This is a genomic window from Pseudomonas sp. BN102, assembly GCF_029871245.1.
GTDB lineage: Bacteria > Pseudomonadota > Gammaproteobacteria > Pseudomonadales > Pseudomonadaceae > Metapseudomonas.
On sequence record NZ_SSON01000029.1, the window covers coordinates 74,565 to 93,160 of the forward strand.

An 18,596-nucleotide genomic window follows, 5' to 3' on the forward strand; every position below is an offset into this window, starting at 1 on the left:
AATTCAGATTCAATCGCTCGAGGACAACCATGAGCAAAGTGATGAGCGCCGCCGAAGCTGTGGCGCGGATTCCAGACAACGCCAACCTGGCCACCGGCGGCTTCGTCGGCATCGGCTTCGCCGAGGAGATCGCCATCGCCCTGGAGCAACGCTTCCAGGCCGAGCAGGCGCCGCGCGACCTGACCCTGGTGTATGCCGCAGGCCAGGGCGACGGCAAGGGCCGTGGCCTCAACCATCTGGCCCACGAAGGGCTGGTGAAGCGGGTGATCGGCGGCCACTGGGGCCTGGTGCCGGGCCTGCAAAAGCTGGCGGTGGAGAACCGTATCGAGGCCTACAACCTGCCCCAGGGGGTAATCTCTCAGCTGTTCCGCGACATCGCTGCCGGCAAGCCGGGACAGCTCTCCAGGGTGGGGCTGGGCACCTTCGTCGACCCCGAGTTCGGCGGCGGCAAGCTCAATGAGCGGACCACCGAAGAACTGGTGCGGCGCATGGCCATCGATGGCGAGAACTACCTCTTCTACAAGAGCTTCCCGATCCATGTCGGGGTGATCCGCGCCACCAGTGCCGACGAGGACGGCAATCTGTCCATGGAGCGCGAGGCACTGACCATCGAGAGCCTGGCCATCGCCATGGCCGCGCGCAATTCCGGCGGCCAGGTGATCGCCCAAGTGGAGCGGGTGGTGGCCCGTGGTTCGCTCAATCCGCGCGAGGTGAAGATCCCCGGCATCCTGGTCGACTGCGTGGTGGTGGCCCGTCCGGAGAACCATCAGCAGACCTTCGCCACGGCCTACAACGCGGCCTTCGCCGCCGAGGTGAAGGTACCGACTGACAGCCTGGCGCCCATGCCGCTGGACCTGCGCAAGCTGATCGCCCGCCGCGCCGCCCTGGAGCTGCCACCGGGGGCGGTGGTCAACCTGGGCATCGGCATGCCCGAAGGGGTGGCGGCGGTGGCCGCCGAGGAAGGGGTGATCGACCTGCTGACGCTGACCGCCGAGCCCGGCGTGATCGGCGGCGTGCCGGCCTCCGGCCTGGATTTCGGTGCAGCGAGCAACCACAGCGCGCTGATCGACCAGCCCTACCAGTTCGATTTCTACGACGGCGGCGGCCTGGATATCGCCTTTCTCGGCCTGGCCCAGGCCGACGCCGAGGGCAACCTCAACGTGTCGAAGTTCGGCGCGCGCCTGGCCGGCGCCGGCGGCTTCATCAACATCAGCCAGAACGCCAAGGCGGTGGTCTTCGTCGGCACCTTCAGCGCGGGCGAGCAGGACATCCGCATTGAGGACGGCGCCCTGCGCATCGTCGAGGACGGCGCGGTGCGCAAGTTCGTAGCCCAGGTGGAGCACCGCACCTTCGCCGGCCGGCTGGCGGCCGAATCCGCCAAGCCGGTGCTCTATGTCACCGAACGCTGCGTGTTCCGCCTGACCCTCGATGGTCTGGAGCTGATCGAGATTGCGCCGGGCGTGGACCTGGAGCGGGACATCCTCGCGCGCATGGATTTCCGCCCCATAGTGCGGGAGCCGAAGCTGATGGATGCGCGGCTGTTCCGCGAGGGGCGGATCGGGCTGCGTGGGTTGATTGGCGGTAATTGAGTTTCGTGCGTGAAAACGCGGGCCCGTCCTGGGCCCGCGTCTTTTTTGTTCGCACCGGATAATCGTAGGGCGGACCATGCTTTACCGGTCCACCATTCGCGGCCCGGCCGGACGCCGAATGGTGGAAATGAAAAGCGATTTCCACCCTTGCAGGCCTTCAGCGCATCCCCAACTTATGCCGCGCCGCATACAGGCAGACCATCTCCATCGCCAGGGTGGCGCCGGCCAGGGCGGTGACCTCGGCGTTGTCATAGGGCGGCGCCACTTCCACCACGTCCATGCCCACCAGGTTGATGCCGCGCAGGCCGCGGAGGATTTCCAGCGCCTGGTGGCTGGTCAGCCCGCCGCAAACCGGGGTGCCGGTGCCGGGGGCGAAGGCCGGGTCGAGGCAGTCGATGTCGAAGGTCAGGTAGACCGGGTTGTCGCCCACCCGTGCACGGATGCGCTCGGCGATCTGCTCCGGCGTGTGTCGATGCACTTCGCGGGCGTCCAGCACCTGGAAGCCCATCACGTCGTCGTTGGTGGTGCGCAGGCCCACCTGCACCGAGCGCGCCGGGTCCACCAGGCCCTCGCGGGCGGCGTGGTAGAACATGGTGCCGTGGTCGATGCGTTTCACCTCTTCGTCCGGCCAGGTGTCACTGTGGGCATCGAAGTGGATCAGCGACAGCGGGCCATGCTTCGCGGCGTGGGCTTTCAACAGCGGGTAGCTGATGAAGTGGTCGCCGCCCAGGGTGAGCATGGCCGCTCCGGACTCCAGGATGCGCGCAGCATGGGCCTGGATCAGCTCCGGGGTGTCCTGCGGCACGCCGTGGTCGAAGGCGCAATCGCCGTAGTCGATCACCGCCAGGTGGTCAAAGGGATCGAACTCCCAGGGATAGTGGCGGGCCCAGGCCATCTGGACCGAGGCGGCGCGGATGGCGCGCGGCCCGAAGCGGCTGCCGGGGCGGTTTGTGGTGGCGGTGTCGAAAGGCACACCGCTGACCACCAGGTCGACGCCGCGCAGGTCGCGGCTGTAGCGCCGGCGCATGAAGCTGGTGATGCCGGCGTAGGTGGATTCGGCGGCGGTGCCATAGAGGCTGTCGCGGGTGATGGCCTGGTCGTTGTCGTAGGCGTGGTCCATCTCGGGCTCCATCGATTTGGCTCCCCTCTCCCTTTCAGGGAGAGGGACTGGGGGTGAGGGTCTGAAGGCTGATCAGTACTGGGTACGGAAGCTGGTCCAGAGGCGGGTGCGGGCGCGTTGGTCCTTGAGCGACTGGATCTGCTCGCCGAACAGGCGGTCGCGCACCTCCTTGCTCGGGTAGATGTCCGGGTCGCCGGCCACCTCGGGCGCCAACAGTGGCTTGGCGGCCTGGTTGGCGTTGGCGAAGAACTGCGTGTTAGTGAGTTCGGCGATGGCCTCGGGGCGCAGCATGTAGTCGATGAAGGCGTGGGCGGCCTCGGGGTGCGGCGCGTCGGCGGGGATGACCATGGTGTCGAACCAGATCAGGGTGCCCTCGCGGGGAATGCGGTAGATCACCTCGAAGGGCATCTGCGCCTGGCGCGCCTGGTCGGCGGCGATGGCAGCGTCGCCGTTGTAGGTCAGCGCCAGGCAGATCTCGCCCTTGGCCAGGTCGTTGATGTGCTTGCCGGCGCCGACGTAGCGGACGTTCGGCTGCAATTGGGCGAAGAGTTCCTGCACTGCCTTGAGGTCGGCCTTGTCGGCGCTGTAGGGGTCCTTGCCGAGGTAGTGCAGGGCGATGCTGATCACCTCCTGCGGCGAGTCGATCACGGCGATGCCGCAGTCCTTCAGCCGGCTGGCGTACTCGGGCTTGAACAGCAGGTCGAGGCTGTTCAGCGGTGCGTCGGGGATGCGTTTGGTCACTGCGTCCTTGTTGATCCCCAGACCCACGGTGCCCCAGGTGTAGGGCACGCCGAAACGATTGTCCGGATCGACCGTGGCCAGCTTGGCCAGCAGCTCGGGGTCGAGGTTGGCGAAGTTCTTCAGGCGTTCGCGCTGCAGCGGCTGCACCGCCTGGGCCTTGATGGCGCGGGCCAGGCCGCTGCTGGCGGGAAAGACCACGTCGTAGCCGCTGCCGCCGGTGAGCAGCTTGGCGTCCAGGGCCTCGGCGCTGTCGAAGATGTCGTATTTCACCTCGATGCCGCTCTGCGCCTTGAAGCCTTGCAGGGCCTTCTCGGGGATGTAGGCGGACCAGCTGTAGAGGTTCAGCGCCTTGTCTTCGGCGTGCACCGGCAAGGCGCAGGCGAACAGGGCGGCAAGCAACAGGGGGAAACGCATGGTGGGCTCCTGGGGGATTGCAGGTGGAGCCATGCTGAGCCCGGCTTTGCGTTGGATAAATATGAAGTGTTCTACTTTGGCATCTACCGCCATCAATGTTTGGTGCCACCATGCTCAGCCAGCTCCACGACCTCGATATCCAGTTGCTGCGGCTTTTCGTCTGCGTGGTGGAAAGCGGTGGCTTCAGCGCCGCCCAGGGCGAGTTGGGGGTGGGCCAGTCCACCATCAGCACGCAGATGGCCAAGCTGGAGACGCGCCTGGGCTTTCGTCTCTGCGAACGCGGCAAGGCCGGTTTCCGCCTGACGCCGAAGGGCGAGCATGTGCTGGCTGCCACGCGCAAGCTGTTCGGGGCCATCGAGACCTTCAAGGGCGAAGCCCGGGGCATGGCCGACCTGCTCCTCGGCGAGCTGCGCATCGGCCTCTCCGAATCCCTCGACAACCAGGTGCTGCTGCGCCTGGGCGCGGCCATCGGGCGCTTCCGCCAGCGCAGCCAGGCGGTGCAGTTCGAGCTGATCAGCGCCATGCCCGCCGAACTGGAACGCCGCCTGTTGCAGGACCAGTTGCACCTCGCCATCGGCTACTTCTCCGGTGGCCAGGCGGCGCTGGACTACCAGCCGCTGTTCAGCGAGCAGCAGCGGTTGTTCTGTGGTGCCGGACACCCGCTATTCGAGCGCGCCGAGGTCAGCCTCGACGACCTGGCCGGCTGCGACCTGGTGCACCACCCCTATCGCTTCGAGGAAGCGCGGCAGCCTTTCCCGAGCGGCCCGAGCAGCGCCCGCACCGAGCAGGTGGAATGCAGCCTGGCGTTCGTCCTCTCGGGGGCGCATATCGGCTACCTGCCCGAACATATCGCCGCGCCTTGGGAGGCGGCAGGACAATTGCGGGCGCTTTTGCCGGGGGAAACGGGATATCGGGTGCAGTTCCACCTCAGCCGACACCGTGGGCGGCAGCCGAGCGAGGCGCAGGTGGCATTTGTGGAGGATTTGCTGGAAGCATTTGGCGTGGCGTGACGCCCCACCCTCTTCCCCGGATTCCATCCGGGCTTTCGACTCGGTGCAGCCTGTAGGTTGGGCTGAGCGCAGCGAAGCCCAACAGGGGGGTGGGCCGTGAACATTGGGCCGGGCGGCGTTCCGCTTCGCTTAGCTCAGCCCAACCTACGAGGGCTCCACTGTCACATGTACCACCGATACTCCCGCGCGCTGACCTCGTTCATGAAGTCCAGGTATTCCTGGCGCTTGTTCTCGCAGTAGACCATCACGAACTCGCTGCCCAAGCCCTGGTTCACGGCCGGGTGCCTGCGCATGGCGGTCACGGCGGTGAGCATGTCCGTGGGGAAGTCGATGCCGCTGGTACGGTCATCATTGAGCGGCGCGATGGGCTCGCGGGCGGCTTCTAGGCCATGTTCCATGCCGGTGAGGATGGCAGCCAGCACCAGGTAGGGGTTGGCGTCGGCGCCAGCCAGGCGGTGCTCGATGCGCAGATTGCGGCCATCGGACTCGGGGATGCGGATGCACGCATCGCGGTCCTCGAAGCCCCAGCTGGCGCGGCTGGCGGCGTTGACCATGGCGCCGTAGCGGCGGAAGGCGTTGTGGTTGGCGGCGAAGATCGGCATGCAGTGAGGCAGCAAGTCCAGGCAGCCGGCCACGGCGTGGCGCAGCGGGCGCTGCTCGTCAGTGGCCAGCAGGTTATTGCCGTCCCGGTCGTAGAGGCTGACGTGCACGTGCATGCCACTGCCCGGCGCATTCAGGTAGGGCTTGCTCATGAAGCTGGCGCGGTGGCCGTGCTTAAGCGCCACGCCACGGGTGCTGCGGCAGAACAGGGCGGCCCAGTCGGCAGCTTTGAGGCCGTCGTCGCAGTGGCCGAAGTTGATCTCGAACTGACCCGGGCCGAGTTCGGCGGTGATGACGTTGGCGGCGACACCCTGCTCATTGGCCGCGTCGACCATTTCATGCAAAACGCTGGAGAAGCGCGAAAGGCGCTCGATGTGCATGTTCGGCTGGTCGTCTTCGTCCTCGCAGAACGGGTCGCGGGGGAACTGCGGCAGGCCGTCCTGCAGCTTGCGGTCGAACAGGTAGAACTCCAGCTCGAAGGCCACCACCGGGCGGATGCCGCGCTTTTCCAGGCGTTGCAGGACGCGCGCCAGCACCTCGCGCGGCTCGAATTCGATGGGCGCCTCGGTGCCGTCCGAGGTGATCAGCATCTGCCCCAGGGGCTCCTTCTCCCAACGCACCGGCTTGAGGGTGCCGGGCACCAGGCGGCGCGGTGCGTCGGGGTCGCCGTCGGCGAAGCAGTAGTCGCCAATGGGGTAGAGCCCGCCCTGGGTGCCCAGCAGCACGCAGTTCTGCGGCACTTTCAGCGGGCTGCCAGCGGCTACTTTCTCCACCATCGCCACCGGGTAACGCTTGCCGTAGAAGTGGCCGGGAATGTCCAGGCAGATCAGGTCGATGTAGCGGATTTCCGGGTACTGGGCACGGAAGGCGCGCACTTCGCTGAGCAGGTCGGGGTACTGGGTCGTTGTTGTCATCACTGCGGTCCTGCGGGCTCTCGCTTCAGGTGAATACCCAAAGCACCCGCGTCGGTTTGTCGGAAAGATTGGCGTAGCGGAACTGGGCGTGGGGTGGCAGCTGGAAGCTGTCATTGGGGTAAAGGATCACGGGCTCATCGTCGTCGCCGTACCAGACTGTCAGTTCACCTTCGAGCACAAAGCCGCCCTGCTCGGAACTGTCGTCCAGATGCCCCTCACCGCTGGTGGCGCCGGGCGCCAGATGGCTCTCCAGCATGGAGAAGCCGCCGGACATGGTGGGCGAGGCCAGCACGTCGGTGATGCCGCCGGCGTAATACAGGGTGCGGCGCTCGCCGGGGCGGGTCACCCAGGGAGTCCCACGAGGCTTGCTCAGGCTGTAGAAATAGGTGGTGGGCACGCCCAGGGCTTCGCTGATGGCGGTGAGGTCGGCCACGGTCGGGCGCGACAGGCCGCGCTCCACCTGGGAGAGGAAACCCACCGAACGGTCGATGCGGGTGGCGAGGTCGCCCAGGGTCACGTTCTTGTGCTTGCGCAGGTCGCGAATCAGGATCGCGAGGCCTTCGATTTCATCTTGCTTGTCCATGGGCATCTCCTGCTCCGGGTCTCGAGAGGCGCGACCTTAGATCACATCCCGCAACCGGTAATAGGCCTTGCCGGCCGCCTCCAGGGGCGCGGCCAGCAGGGAGCCGCCGGGGAAGCGCGGATTGCCGATGGCCTGGTAAAGGCTGAGCAGGTCGTCGTTGCCAAGGATTGCGTCGCTCACCGCCTTGGCGCCGGCCAGGGTGGGCAGCACGCCGTGGCCGGAGAAGCCTTGCAGCCAGTAGCGCGCACCGCTGCGACCGATGTCCGGGGTACGCTTCATGCTGACGTCGATATGGCCACCCCAGCCGAACTCGATCTCCACGCCTTCGAGCTGCGGGAAGACTCGCTCCAGGTAGGGCCGGGTGGCCGCCGGCACGTCCTTGGGCAGGCCGCCCAGGTAGGTGCAGCCGCCACCGAACAGCAGGCGGTGGTCGGGGGTGAGGCGGAAGTAGTCGGGGACGAACTGGTTGTCGATTACGCAGCTGTTCTTCGGCAGCAGCGAGCGGGCCAGTTCCGGGTCCAGGGGCGCGGTGGCCACCTGGTAGGAGCCCACCGGCAGCAGACGGCTGGAAAGCTGGCGATCGAGGCGGTCGACATAGGCGTTGCAGGCCAGCACCAGCACCTCGCCGCGCACTTCGCCCTTGGCGGTGCGGGCCACGAAGCCGTGCGGGGTTTCGCGGTAGTCCAGCACCTGGCTCTGTTCGTAGATGCGTCCACCGGCGGCCTCGATGGCGGCGGCCAGGCCCTGGGCCAGCTTCAGCGGGTTGAGGTGGGCGGCCTCCGGGTCGTAGAGGGCGGCCTGGTAACGCGGGCTGGCGATCCACTCGGGCAGCTCGTCGCGGCCGATCAGGCGCATCTGGTCGTAGCCCCATTTGTGGATGGCGTCTTCCTGGGCCTCTTCCAGCAGCTTCACGCGACGCTCCTGCACCGCGGTCCAGAGACTGCCGACCCGGTAGTCCACGTCGAAGCCATGGCGCTGCGGTAAGGCGCGCATCTCCTCGGCGGCCCAGCGCATGCTCTCCCAGAGACGGCGGGTGCGTTCCAGGCCCAGGGCCTTTTCCAGCGGCGGCATATCGCAGGACCAACCCAGCAGCGCCTGACCGCCATTGCGTCCGGATGCGGCCCAGGCCACCCGGCTGGCTTCCAGGAGCGTCACCCGCTTGCCGGCCAGGGCCAGGCGCAAGCCGGTATGCAGGCCGCTGAAACCGGCGCCGATGATCAGGATATCGGTGTCTTCACTCCCCGCCTGGGTCTGCCGCAGCGGGATGCTGCCGGGGTAGGTCTGGGCGTAGTAGGTGCCGACATGCTGGGCGGACTGCTTGAACATGGGAGCCTCGTGAATTTTTCATTTTGAAATTTCATGAAAAAATACATGAAATAATTCACGCCGCCAAGCCTGAATGTTTGAAATAAACAACAGAAACAGCATAAGCCCGCATGGAGAGCGGCCAGAACGGAGTCAAGGTGAATGAAATTACGGACAGACGGGCAGCCCTGGGAGCTGCTTGGTAATGATGAGCTTGTGTAGGTTGGGCAGAGCGACGCGAAGCCCAACAAAAAGGTCGCCGGCAAAATGTTGGGCTTCGCTGCGCTCTGCCCCAACCTACGTGACTCAGCGAATGAACTCGCCCCCACAGGGTGGCGCCGGTGCCGGCCTCAGCGTTTCCGCTCCGCCCAGGCCTGTTCCTTCAAGCACCCCGCCACGTAATCGAGGAAACAGGCGATCCGCGAAGCCAGGGCGGTATTGCGGTAGTACACGGCGTGGATTGGCTGGCTCACTTCCACGGTGTCGCCGGCGAGGATCTGCACCAGCTCCCCAGCGGCGCGGTCGGCCTGGGTCATGAAGTCCGACAGACAGACCACGCCTGCACCGGCCAGGGCCAGCTGGCGCAAGGTTTCGCCGCTGGTGGCCTTGATCACCGGCTCGATCTGCAGGCTGTCGCCCAGGGCATGGCGCAAGGGCCAGTGGTTAAGGCTTTCCGGCTGAGTGAAGCCGAGCAGGCTATGGCCTTGCAGGTCCTCCGCCTGATTCGGCGTGCCCTGAGCCTTGAGGTAGGCCGGGCTGGCCAGCACGCGGATGCGGCTGCTGCCGAGCGGCCTGGCGTGCAGGGTGGAGTCGCGCAGGGTGCCGATACGGATGGCGACATCGGTGCGATGCTCGATCAGGTCGATGATCTGCTCGCTGCTGTGCAGTTCCAGTTCGATCTCCGGGTAGCGCTGGCGAAAGCCCGCCACCAGCGGCACCAGCACATGCAGCATGAAGGGCGAGGCGGCGTTGACCCGCAGCCGGCCGGCGGGTTTCTGCCGGCGCAGGGCCATCTGCTCTTCGGCCTCTTCGACTTGAGCGAGGATGCGTCGCGCCTGGGCAAGGAAGGCCTCACCCTCTTCGGTCAGCTCCAGGCGCCGGGTGGTGCGGCGCAGCAGGGTGACGTCGAGCTTGTCCTCCAGCCGGCTGAGGGCGCGGCTGACACCCGAGGCAGTCTGCGCCAGCTGCTCGGCGGCAGCGGTGATGGAGCCGGTGTCCACCACCGCAGTGAAGGCCTGCAGTTCATCCAGCGTAGTCTTCATTCATGACTCCAGGGCAAATATCTTTGGCTTGATACCCGGTTTTTCCGCATGAGTCGAGTGGCCACACTGTGCGCCATCCAAACTCTAGCGGAGCCACCCACCATGCCCCTTGCCCTGCTGGCGCTGACCTTGAGCGCCTTCGCCATCGGCACGACGGAGTTCGTCATCGTCGGCCTGATCCCCACCATCGCCGCCGACCTCGGCGTCAGCCTGCCCTCGGCGGGCCTGCTGGTCAGCCTCTACGCCCTGGGCGTCGCCGTCGGTGCGCCGGTGCTCACCGCCCTCACCGGCAAACTGCCGCGCAAGTGGCTGCTGCTGTCGCTGATGGTGCTCTTCACCCTCGGCAACCTGCTGGCCTGGCAGGCGCCGGGCTATGAGTCGCTGATCGCCGCGCGGCTGGTCACGGGCCTCGCCCACGGGGTGTTCTTCTCCATCGGCTCGACCATCGCCACCAGCCTGGTGCCGAAGGAAAAAGCCGCCAGCGCGATCGCCATCATGTTCACCGGCCTGACCGTGGCCCTGGTCACCGGCGTGCCGCTGGGTACCTTCATCGGCCAGCACTTCGGCTGGCGCGAAACCTTCCTCGCCGTCTCCGCCCTGGGCGTGATCGCCTTCATCGGCAGCCTGCTGTTCGTGCCTGCGAACATCGCCCACGGCAAGCCAGCCTCGCTGCTGCAGCAGGTCAAGGTGCTGAAGGAGCCGCGCTTGCTGCTGGTCTACGCGATGACCGCGGTGGGCTACGGCGGCAGCTTCATCGCCTTCACCTTCCTCGCCCCCATCCTGCAGGACATCACCGGCTTCAGTGCCGGCACCGTGAGCCTGGTACTGCTGGTCTATGGCGTGTCGGTGGCGGTGGGCAATATCTGGGGCGGCAAGCTGGCCGACCAGCGCGGCCCGATCCGCGCCCTGATCCTGATATTCCTGCTGCTGGCCGCGGTGCTCTTCACCCTCGCCTTCACCGCCGCCAACCCCTGGCTGGCCCTGGCCACCGTGCTGGTGTGGGGTGCTGTGGCCTTCGGCAACGTGCCCGGCCTGCAGGTCTACGTGGTGCGCCAGGCCGAGCACCACACGCCCCATGCGGTGGACGTGGCCTCGGGCCTGAACATCGCCGCCTTCAACCTCGGCATCGCCGGCGGCGCCTGGCTGGGCGGGCAGATCGTCGCCCACCTGGGGCTGATCCACACCGCCTGGATCGGTGCCCTGGTGGTACTGGTCGCCGTCGCCTTGACCGCCTGGAGCGGCCGCCTCGATCGCAACAACCCCGAGCTGGACATGAGCGGTGGCGCCACCCTCGTTGTCGGCCACTGACTTTCGACTGAACAGGAGATTACCCATGCGCATTCCCGCACTCGGCCTCGGCACTTTCCGCCTCAAGGACCAACAGGTCATGGACTCGATCCGCAACGGCCTGGAACTGGGCTACCGCCATATCGACACCGCACAGATCTACGGCAACGAGGCCGAGGTCGGCCAGGCCATCGCCGAAAGCGGCGTGGCCCGTGACCAGCTGTTCGTCACCACCAAGGTGTGGACCGAACACCTCGTCGCCGACCGGCTGATCCCCAGCCTCGAAGAAAGCCTGGCCAAGCTCGGCCTGGAGCAGCTGGACCTTGCCCTGATCCACTGGCCCAGCCCCGACGACGCCATCCCGGTGGCCGAGTACATGACCGCCCTGCTGCAGGCCAAGCGCCGCGGTTTGACCCGGCAGATCGGTATATCCAATTTCACCATCGCCCATATGCAACAGGCCATCGATACGGTCGGCGCGGACGAGATCGCCACCAACCAGGTGGAAATCCATCCCTTCCTGCAGAATCGCACGCTGGTGGACTTCGCCCGCAGCCGCGGTATCCACCTCACTGCCTACATGCCGCTGGCCTACGGCAAGGTAATGCAGGACCCGGTGATCCAGGGCATCGCCGCCGCCCACGACGCCACCCCGGCCCAGGTGGCCCTGGCGTGGCTGCTGCAGCAGGGCTTCGCGGTGATTCCGTCGTCCACCCGTCGCGAGAACCTGGCGAGCAACCAGCTGGCACTGGACCTGTCTCTGTCCGAAGCGGAGATGGCAGCAATCGCCACGCTTGATCGCGGCGAGCGCCTGGCCAATCCGGACTTCGCGCCGAACTGGGATTGAGTGCCCACCCTCGAATGGTGGATGTAAAAGGCGACATCCACCCTACGCACTGACTACCTCCGCTGCGTAGGGTGGATCACGCTTCACCGATCCACCGTCAGGCGCCACGGAGGGTACCCTGGGTGAATGCGCCCCCTCCACCATCACCACGCCTGGTGACGGGGCAGGCGTATGCAACTACCCTCCTCCCTGATCTGCCAGGAAGAGCCCAGCCCATGTTCACTCCACGCGCCATTCCGCGCTTGCTCTGCATCGCTGCGCTGGCCCTGCTCGGGGCCTGCGTCCAGCAGCAACAGCCAGCCACCACGTCGCCGGCCGGCCAGCCCCAGGCGCCCAGCGCCCCCACCCAGCCTGCCCCGGAAGCCAGCGAACTGGACAAGCTCCGCGAACAGGCCCTGCGCGGCGATCTCGAGAGCCAGTTCCAGCTCGGCGGCCGCTACTTCGTCGGCAAGCCGCAGAAGGACCTCAAGCAGGCCGAGTACTGGTGGAAACAGGCCGCTGACAAGGGCCACGCCCAGGCGGCGGTGAGCCTGGCATTCCTCTACACCGGCCGCGCCGATCCGGCATTCGCCGACCAGCGCGCCATGCTCAAGTACCTCAACCAGTCGGCCGCCGCCGGCAACGCCATGGCCCAGCACGTGCTCGGCAGCATGTACGCCCAGGGCGTGGAAGGCGTGCCGCGCGATCCCTACCAGGCCCGCGCGCTGTTCCAGAGTGCCTGCGACAAGCAGTACGCGGCGAGCTGCGAAGCGCTGAAGCGGCTGCCGGCGAATTGAGCGGATTCCGGGCGCATTCGTGTGCGATCAGGTTCTTGTGGGGGCGAATTCATTCGCCAAGGTCAGCGCAGCTGCCCCCTCGGCCGGCAAAGGGCAGACCTGCGGTCTGCTTAGCGACTGAAGTCGCCCCCACAAATGCTTGCCCCCTGAAACGTAAACGCCCGGCACTGCCGGGCGTTTTGCGTTGGAGCAGAGGTCAGAACCTGTAGTTGGCGCTGAGCTCCAGGGTGCGCGGCGCGCCGGGGGTGATCAGGTCCACCGAGCCGTGGGCCGAAGCGTAGTAGTTGCGATCGAACATGTTGTGCAGGCGCAGCGCCATGTCCCATTGCGGCACGTTGTAGAGCAGCGCCGCATCGAAGGTGGTGTAGCTGGGCATCACCACCTTGTTGTCCAGGGCGGTGTAGCGGTCATCCACGTAGTTGGCGCCCATGCCCAGACGCCATTCCGGGGTCAGGGAACGCACGACCCAGAGGTTGGCGCTGTTGCGCGGGGTCAGAGTCGGCACCTGGCCTTCGTTGGGCACGCCGTTGGTCTTGCTGTTGGACTTCGTGATCTCTGCATCCAGGTAGGCGTAGCCACCGTAGACTTGCCACTTGTCGGTGAGCTGGCCGCTGAAGGTGGCCTCGAAGCCATCGGTGCGCTGCTCGCCGGCGAGCACTGTGAGGCTCGGGTTGGCCGGGTCGGCGGTTTTCATGTTGGTGCGCTCGAGGCGGAATATCGCCGCGGTCACCGACAGGCGACTGTCCAGCAGGTCCCACTTGGCACCCACCTCGTAGTTGGTGGTTTTTTCCGGCTCCAGATTCTCGGTAGCCGGACTGAGCTGGAACACTTCGGCCGAGGGCTGGTAGCTACGGCTGACCGAGACGTAGTAGGACTGGATCTGGTCCGGCTGATACACCAGGCCGGCACGCGGGCTCCAGGTCTTGTCGGTGCGGTCGAGGTCGACGTTCTGCACGCGCCTGTCGTCGAACTCCTGGCCGAAGATGTCATAGCGCACGCCGAGCAGCGCCTTCCACTGGGAAGTCAGTTCGATCAGGTCCTGCACGTAGAAACCAGCGGTTTCCTGGTAGTTGGTGCCCTTGGCGCTCAGGGTGTTGGCATGCTCCGGAACCGGCACCAGGCCGTCGCGGTACACCGGCACCTGGGCTACGTTGTTCTGGTTGAACGTCCGCTGGTACTTGTCCTGGTAACCCAGCTCCATGCCGTAGAGCAGGTTGTGCTGCATGCCGGCCAGTTGGAGTTGCTGCTTCAGGTCAGTCTGGTTGAACACGCCGTATTCGTCGCGGGCGACGTTGCCGCGGTTCAGCTTCACCAGCAATTCACCATTGGGTGCGGTGACGAAGCGGGTCGGGCTGCTGTCGGCCAGGGTGTTATTGCGGTCCAGATCGTAGTGGTAGTAGCGGGTGGCGTTGGTCAGGGTCAGATCGTCGTTGATCCGGTAGTCCAGGCTCGCGGTGAAGGAGAACACCTCGCTGCGGGCGTAGTCCTGGTCCTCGTCGCCGGAGCCGAAGCGCTTCTCGCGATCGACGTGCACGGGGCGATCGCCGAGGGCGGGAATGCCGAAGTCGATCAGGCGCTTGTCATAGAGGTAGGTGGCACCCAGGTTGAGTTCCAGGTCGTCGGACAGACGGAAGTAGGCCGAAGGCGCGATGGCCTTGCGGTCGATGTAGCCGTCGTCGCGGAAGGTATCACTGTCCTCGTATGCGCCGGTGACACGGAAAGCCTTGTCGCGCTGCTGCTCATCGGCCCAGCCGGCATCGAACTGGGTGCGACGCTTGCCTTCGCTGTCGAAGCTGACGCCGACCTCGTGCTTGGGATCGAAGCCGGGCTTCTTGCTCACACTGTTGATCAGGCCGCCGGAGGAACCACGGCCATAGAGCACGGCCGCCGGGCCCTTGATCACCTCGACCCGCTCGATGTTGGAGAGGTCGCGGAAGTACAGGGCGTCATCGCGCATGCCGTCGATGAACATGTCGCCGATGGCGCTGAAGCCGCGGATGGTGACCTGGTCGCGCTGGCCGTCGCCGTTGGACAGGCCGACGCCGGGCACGTTCTTCAGCACGTCTTCCATGGACTGGGCGCCCTGATCCTTGATCACGCTCGCGGGCACCACGTTGACTGTCTGCGGGATATCGCGCAGGGGCGCGTCGATCTTCAGCGCGCTCTTGCTCTCGGTGGCCTTGTAGCTCTGCTGTTCATAGGAGCTGGTAACGGCGGTCGCCGGAATGGCCATTACGTCCTTGGTTTCTGCCTGTACGACCGGGATAACCAGCATGCCCAGCATCGGCAGCGATGCCGGATTGATACGCGAGATTGCCACCATGAGCTCCTTATTCGAATAAGAATCAAATGGTAACAATTCTCAATATTTAAGGGAATACTGACAAATTCTTATTTAGATTCGTTTGCGCCGTTCAGAAATGGCCGTCAGACACGCCGAACAGCCCCCGGCGAAAACCCGTGGCAACGCTTGAAGGCCCGGCTGAAGGCCGCCTCCGACTGGTAGCCAAGGCGTTCGGCCAGGGCGGCGATGGCCACTTCGTCTTCCTGCAACCAGCTCAGGGCCATGTTCATCCGCCAGCGGGTCAGGTACTGCATGGCCGGCTCGCCCACCAGGGCGGTGAAGCGCGCGGCGAAGGCCGAGCGTGACATGGCGGCCGCCTCGGCCAGGGACACCAGGCTCCAGTCTCGCGCCGGATCGCGGTGGATCAGGCCGATGGCGCGGCCGATCTGGCGGTCCTGCAGGGCGCCGAGCCAGCCGGTCTGCGCCGCGGGGTCGCGCTCGATCCAGGCGCGGATGGCCTGGATCACCAGGATGTCGGCCAGACGCGTCACCACGGTTTCGCCCCCGGGGCGCATGGCGCGCGCCTCATCACGCATGAACCGCAGGGTGCCTTGCAGCCAGTCGCCGTGCTCGGCGCTGGCCGCTTCAACGTGCAGCAACGGCGGCAACAGCCGCACCAGTTGCCGCGCCACCGGATGCTCGAAGCGCACCGCGCCGCAGACCAGGCTGGCAGGCGCGCCGCCACCGCCATGGCGAATGATTTCGTAGCGTTCGCTCAAGCATTCCCGCGGCAGGTCGAACAGCTGCACGGCGCTCACACCCGGCGCGCTGAGCAGGTTGTGCCCATGACCATGGGGCACCAGCGCCAGGTCGCCGCCGCGCAGCAGCAGAGGCTCCTGCCCGCCCACCTCCAGCCAACACTCCCCGGCGGTCACCACATGGAACATCAGGCAATCGTCCATCGCCGGCAGCCCGAGGCCCCAGGGCGCGGTGAATTCGGAGGCGCAATAGAGGGTGCCGCTCATGCGCAGCAGGTGCAGCGCTTCGCCGAGGGGGTCGCGGGAAATCCAGGCTTGATTCGGGTCCATGGAAGGCACTCTGCGCCTGCGGGAAACCGATCGTCCAGCGTTCCCGGACGAATGATCATGAATCGTCGACTTCCAATCATTGTCCGTCCAGACATCTCGAACAAAAATGGACTCAAGCGCGCAGGCATGTGCCGGACCGACAAGCGCGACGACAGGAGGACGAGATGATCACTGTAATGGGCGCCACCGGGCACACCGGGAAACGAATCGTCGAGCAACTGCTGCAGGCCGGTGAGCGCGTCCGCGCGCTGGGCCGTTCGGCCGAGCGGCTGGCGGAACTGCAGCGCGCCGGCGTCGACGTGCTGGCCGGCGAACCGAACGATGCGGCCTATCTCACCGAGGCGTTCCGCGGTGCCAAGGCGGTCTACACCCTGCTGCCCTACGATCCTTCGGTGGCCGACTACATGGCGCAACAGGCGGCGGTGGGCGAGGCGGTAGTCCAGGCCATCCGCGACAGCGGCGTGCGCCGCGTGGTGGCGCTGAGCAGCGTCGGCGCCGAACTGGCCTCAGGCAATGGCCCTATCGCCAGCATGCATGAGCAGGAACTGCGCCTGCGCGATCTGCCCGGCATCGACCTGCTGATCCTGCGCGCCGGCGCCTTCTTCGAGAACCTGCTGCCGGCCCTGTACATGATCGAGGAACACGGCCTGGTGGCCGATGGCGTGGGACCGGATGTGCCGGTGCCGATGATCGCCTCGAAGGACATCGCCGACGCCGCTATCGCCGCCCTGCTCGCCCGCGACTGGCAGGGCGTACAGGTACGCGAACTGCTGGGCCAGCGCGATATCAGCTATGCCGAGTGCACGCGCATCCTCGGCGAACGCCTGGGCCGGCCTGAGCTGCCCTATGTGCAGCTGCCCTACGAGGAAATGGCCGGGGTGCTGCAGGAGGCGGGCTTCTCCGCCGATCTGGCCGGGCGCTATGCGGAGCTGGCCCGAGGCATCAACGAAGGCACGGTGAAATCCCTGGAGGGGCGGCGGCCGGGAAATACCACGGCGACGTCATTCGAGGATTTCGTGGCGGAGGTGGTGGGGTAGGAAAACTGCCGCGAAGCGACCTGCGTCAGCTATTGGCGCAGGCGCTGGATTCCTTCAGGTAGGTCACGGACTTCTCTGTGCCGTTGGAATCGATGTAGGTCATCTTCGCCTGCACGGTTTCGCAGGTGAACGAGTTGGGCTCGTCGATGGAGATGACGCGGGCGACATCCAGCGGCATGCCGTAGCGGTAGGGAACCGCTTCTGCCGACTTGGCGGCGAAAGCGCCCGTGCTGGCCAGGCCGGCGAGCAACAGGGCGGTAGTGGCGATCGTGCGTTTCATGGAAGTGCTCCTCTGTTCGTTCGGGAGGCCAGGGCATCGGCTGGCGATGCATTCAGGGCCCTTGGTGCACATGAGACTCCAGACGCGGCGGGCGAAAAAGACCGCTTTGCTGAAAGGGCCTTTCCGTCGAATGCAACAATCTCCGCCAGCCCGACGGTCATGCCCGGGCGCCTCACCCGGTCTATCGCTCCCAGACCGTACGACGGCCGCCAGGAGAGGGTTCTGCCATGAACACCAGTGATCTGCCCGAACAGCTGCTGCGGGCCAGGGGCGGAACCGCCTAGCGGATGCTGCCAAGCACGCCATCCCGGGATTAGGCTGTTGCTGATACCCGGGAGGTGGCCGATGCCCGCTGCAGCCCAGAGCCTCAAGCTGTTTCTCGCCGGCGACGTGATGACCGCACGCGGCATAGACGCGGTGTTGCCGCATCCCGGCGACCCGCGGCTGCACGAGCCCTACCTCAAGGATGCCGGCGGCTATGTGCGGCTGGCCGAGCGGCTGCACGGCCCCCTGCCCCGCCCGGTCGATTACGCCTACATCTGGGGCGATGCGCTGGAGGATCTGGAACGGCGCCGACCCCAGGTGCGACTGATCAACCTGGAAACCGCCGTGACCCGGCGCGGTCGGCCGGAAGCCAAGGGCATCAACTACCGCATGAATCCCGCGAACTTCCCGGCCATCCTCGCGGCGGGTATCGATTGCTGCGTACTGGCCAACAACCATGTGCTGGACTGGGGCCGGGAAGGTCTCGCCGACACCCTGGCGACCCTGGCGCGCAGCGGCATCGCCTGCGCCGGCGCCGGGCGTGACCGGCAGGCCGCCGAGGCGCCCGCCGTACTCCCCCTGGCCGATGGCACCCGCCTGCTGGTATTCGGCCTCTGTACGCCTGACTGCGGCGCGCCAGCCAGCTGGGCAGCCTTGGCGCGGCGATCAGGCGTCGCGCACTTGCCTGACCTGTCGGTGCAGAGCCTGGATGGGCTGGCCGAACGCATCCGCGCGCACAAGCGTCCCGGGGACCGGGTGATAGTGTCCATCCACTGGGGCGGCAACTGGGGTTTCGAAATCCCGCAGGAGCAAGTGCGCTTCGCCCACGGACTGATCGACCAGGCCGGCGTCGACCTGGTACACGGGCACTCCTCGCACCACATCAAGGGCCTGGAGCTGTACCACGAGCACCTGATCCTCTATGGCTGCGGCGACCTGCTGAACGATTACGAAGGCATCCAGGACTACGGCGTCTACCACGGCGAACTCGGCCTGCTCTACTTCCCCACCCTCGACGCCGAAGGGCGCCTGCTCGCCCTCGACCTGGTGCCCACGCACATCCACCGCTTCCAGCTAGGCCACGCCGGGCGGGAAGAGCGCCGCTGGTTGTTCGAGACCCTCGGACGGGAATGCGCCAACCGCGGCTGCAGCCTGCAGCCGGGGTCGGGGCATAGCTTCGCGTTGAGCTGGTAGC

The 18,596-nt window shown here is 66.3% G+C and carries 16 protein-coding genes; 7 read left to right on the plus strand and 9 right to left on the minus strand.

Translation table 11 applies throughout. From position 1 onward, the window contains the following. Positions 1–29: 29 nt before the first annotated feature. Positions 30–1,589 carry an acyl CoA:acetate/3-ketoacid CoA transferase gene (locus E8F12_RS04180; RefSeq protein ID WP_280324037.1) on the plus strand — a complete coding sequence of 520 codons (1,560 nt, stop codon included), beginning with the start codon at positions 30–32 and terminating at the stop codon, positions 1,587–1,589. Positions 1,590–1,746: 157 nt separating this feature from the next. Here the strand turns inward: E8F12_RS04180 and speB are convergent, their stop codons facing one another. Together speB and E8F12_RS04190 are read right to left on the minus strand one after the other, a co-directional pair. After that, positions 1,747–2,709, minus strand: a complete 963-nt coding sequence (speB, locus tag E8F12_RS04185; protein ID WP_280288532.1) for an agmatinase — start codon at positions 2,707–2,709, stop codon at positions 1,747–1,749. Between the two features lie 72 nt (positions 2,710–2,781). Next, positions 2,782–3,864, minus strand: coding sequence for a polyamine ABC transporter substrate-binding protein (locus E8F12_RS04190; RefSeq protein WP_280324038.1), 1,083 nt, complete (start codon positions 3,862–3,864; stop codon positions 2,782–2,784). A gap of 110 nt (positions 3,865–3,974) precedes the next feature. Between E8F12_RS04190 and E8F12_RS04195 the strand changes: the two genes are divergently transcribed. After that, positions 3,975–4,874: a LysR family transcriptional regulator gene (locus E8F12_RS04195; protein WP_280324039.1), complete on the plus strand. Its 900-nt coding sequence runs from the start codon at positions 3,975–3,977 to the stop codon at positions 4,872–4,874. 161 nt (positions 4,875–5,035) lie between these two features. Here E8F12_RS04195 and E8F12_RS04200 read toward each other — a convergent pair whose 3' ends face one another. The 4 genes from E8F12_RS04200 to E8F12_RS04215 all read right to left on the minus strand — a co-directional run bounded on the left by E8F12_RS04200 (position 5,036) and on the right by E8F12_RS04215 (position 9,538). Then, on the minus strand, positions 5,036–6,388 hold the full coding sequence (locus E8F12_RS04200; protein WP_280324040.1) for a glutamine synthetase family protein: 1,353 nt from the start codon (positions 6,386–6,388) through the stop codon (positions 5,036–5,038). A gap of 25 nt (positions 6,389–6,413) precedes the next feature. Further along, complete coding sequence (locus E8F12_RS04205; protein WP_280324041.1) at positions 6,414–6,971, minus strand: XRE family transcriptional regulator; 558 nt, start codon at positions 6,969–6,971, stop codon at positions 6,414–6,416. A gap of 36 nt (positions 6,972–7,007) precedes the next feature. Beyond that, complete coding sequence (locus tag E8F12_RS04210; protein ID WP_280324042.1) at positions 7,008–8,297, minus strand: FAD-binding oxidoreductase; 1,290 nt, start codon at positions 8,295–8,297, stop codon at positions 7,008–7,010. 329 nt (positions 8,298–8,626) lie between these two features. Beyond that, positions 8,627–9,538 carry a LysR family transcriptional regulator gene (locus E8F12_RS04215; protein ID WP_280324043.1) on the minus strand — a complete coding sequence of 304 codons (912 nt, stop codon included), beginning with the start codon at positions 9,536–9,538 and terminating at the stop codon, positions 8,627–8,629. Between the two features lie 102 nt (positions 9,539–9,640). On the opposite strand from E8F12_RS04215, the gene E8F12_RS04220 reads away from it, so the two are divergent. The 3 genes from E8F12_RS04220 to E8F12_RS04230 all read left to right on the plus strand — a co-directional run bounded on the left by E8F12_RS04220 (position 9,641) and on the right by E8F12_RS04230 (position 12,448). Next, entirely contained in the window at positions 9,641–10,846 is a 1,206-nt protein-coding gene (locus E8F12_RS04220) for an MFS transporter (protein WP_280324044.1), read from the plus strand. 25 nt (positions 10,847–10,871) lie between these two features. Continuing rightward, positions 10,872–11,672 (plus strand): 2,5-didehydrogluconate reductase DkgB, encoded by an 801-nt coding sequence (gene dkgB, locus E8F12_RS04225; RefSeq protein ID WP_280324045.1) that lies wholly within the window; start codon positions 10,872–10,874, stop codon positions 11,670–11,672. A gap of 215 nt (positions 11,673–11,887) precedes the next feature. Beyond that, positions 11,888–12,448 (plus strand): tetratricopeptide repeat protein, encoded by a 561-nt coding sequence (locus E8F12_RS04230; protein ID WP_280324046.1) that lies wholly within the window; start codon positions 11,888–11,890, stop codon positions 12,446–12,448. Positions 12,449–12,644: 196 nt separating this feature from the next. Here E8F12_RS04230 and E8F12_RS04235 read toward each other — a convergent pair whose 3' ends face one another. Then, the gene (locus tag E8F12_RS04235; protein WP_280324047.1) at positions 12,645–14,771 is read right to left on the minus strand and encodes a TonB-dependent siderophore receptor; all 2,127 of its coding nucleotides are present in this window, start codon (positions 14,769–14,771) and stop codon (positions 12,645–12,647) included. Positions 14,772–14,875: 104 nt separating this feature from the next. Next, positions 14,876–15,820: an AraC family transcriptional regulator gene (locus E8F12_RS04240; protein WP_280324048.1), complete on the minus strand. Its 945-nt coding sequence runs from the start codon at positions 15,818–15,820 to the stop codon at positions 14,876–14,878. 164 nt (positions 15,821–15,984) lie between these two features. Here E8F12_RS04240 and E8F12_RS04245 point away from each other — a divergent pair, with 164 nt between their 5' ends. Continuing rightward, positions 15,985–16,857 (plus strand): NmrA family NAD(P)-binding protein, encoded by an 873-nt coding sequence (locus E8F12_RS04245; RefSeq protein WP_280324049.1) that lies wholly within the window; start codon positions 15,985–15,987, stop codon positions 16,855–16,857. A 25-nt stretch (positions 16,858–16,882) separates the two neighbouring features. On the opposite strand, the gene E8F12_RS04250 is transcribed toward E8F12_RS04245, so the two are convergent. Then, complete coding sequence (locus E8F12_RS04250; RefSeq protein WP_280324050.1) at positions 16,883–17,137, minus strand: DUF2790 domain-containing protein; 255 nt, start codon at positions 17,135–17,137, stop codon at positions 16,883–16,885. Between the two features lie 345 nt (positions 17,138–17,482). Here E8F12_RS04250 and E8F12_RS04255 point away from each other — a divergent pair, with 345 nt between their 5' ends. After that, positions 17,483–18,595 (plus strand): CapA family protein, encoded by a 1,113-nt coding sequence (locus tag E8F12_RS04255; RefSeq protein ID WP_280324051.1) that lies wholly within the window; start codon positions 17,483–17,485, stop codon positions 18,593–18,595. Position 18,596 lies beyond the last annotated feature (1 nt).

Excerpts from the sequence above, each read along its gene's own strand:
- E8F12_RS04180 (WP_280324037.1), top strand. The coding sequence starts at position 30 with ATGAGCAAAGTGATGAGCGCCGCCGAAGCTGTGGCGCGGATTCCAGAC.
- speB (WP_280288532.1), bottom strand. The coding sequence starts at position 2,709 with ATGGACCACGCCTACGACAACGACCAGGCCATCACCCGCGACAGCCTC.
- E8F12_RS04190 (WP_280324038.1), bottom strand. The coding sequence starts at position 3,864 with ATGCGTTTCCCCCTGTTGCTTGCCGCCCTGTTCGCCTGCGCCTTGCCG.
- E8F12_RS04195 (WP_280324039.1), top strand. The coding sequence starts at position 3,975 with ATGCTCAGCCAGCTCCACGACCTCGATATCCAGTTGCTGCGGCTTTTC.
- E8F12_RS04200 (WP_280324040.1), bottom strand. The coding sequence starts at position 6,388 with ATGACAACAACGACCCAGTACCCCGACCTGCTCAGCGAAGTGCGCGCC.
- E8F12_RS04205 (WP_280324041.1), bottom strand. The coding sequence starts at position 6,971 with ATGGACAAGCAAGATGAAATCGAAGGCCTCGCGATCCTGATTCGCGAC.
- E8F12_RS04210 (WP_280324042.1), bottom strand. The coding sequence starts at position 8,297 with ATGTTCAAGCAGTCCGCCCAGCATGTCGGCACCTACTACGCCCAGACC.
- E8F12_RS04215 (WP_280324043.1), bottom strand. The coding sequence starts at position 9,538 with ATGAAGACTACGCTGGATGAACTGCAGGCCTTCACTGCGGTGGTGGAC.
- E8F12_RS04220 (WP_280324044.1), top strand. The coding sequence starts at position 9,641 with ATGCCCCTTGCCCTGCTGGCGCTGACCTTGAGCGCCTTCGCCATCGGC.
- dkgB (WP_280324045.1), top strand. The coding sequence starts at position 10,872 with ATGCGCATTCCCGCACTCGGCCTCGGCACTTTCCGCCTCAAGGACCAA.
- E8F12_RS04230 (WP_280324046.1), top strand. The coding sequence starts at position 11,888 with ATGTTCACTCCACGCGCCATTCCGCGCTTGCTCTGCATCGCTGCGCTG.
- E8F12_RS04235 (WP_280324047.1), bottom strand. The coding sequence starts at position 14,771 with ATGGTGGCAATCTCGCGTATCAATCCGGCATCGCTGCCGATGCTGGGC.
- E8F12_RS04240 (WP_280324048.1), bottom strand. The coding sequence starts at position 15,820 with ATGGACCCGAATCAAGCCTGGATTTCCCGCGACCCCCTCGGCGAAGCG.
- E8F12_RS04245 (WP_280324049.1), top strand. The coding sequence starts at position 15,985 with ATGATCACTGTAATGGGCGCCACCGGGCACACCGGGAAACGAATCGTC.
- E8F12_RS04250 (WP_280324050.1), bottom strand. The coding sequence starts at position 17,137 with ATGAAACGCACGATCGCCACTACCGCCCTGTTGCTCGCCGGCCTGGCC.
- E8F12_RS04255 (WP_280324051.1), top strand. The coding sequence starts at position 17,483 with ATGCCCGCTGCAGCCCAGAGCCTCAAGCTGTTTCTCGCCGGCGACGTG.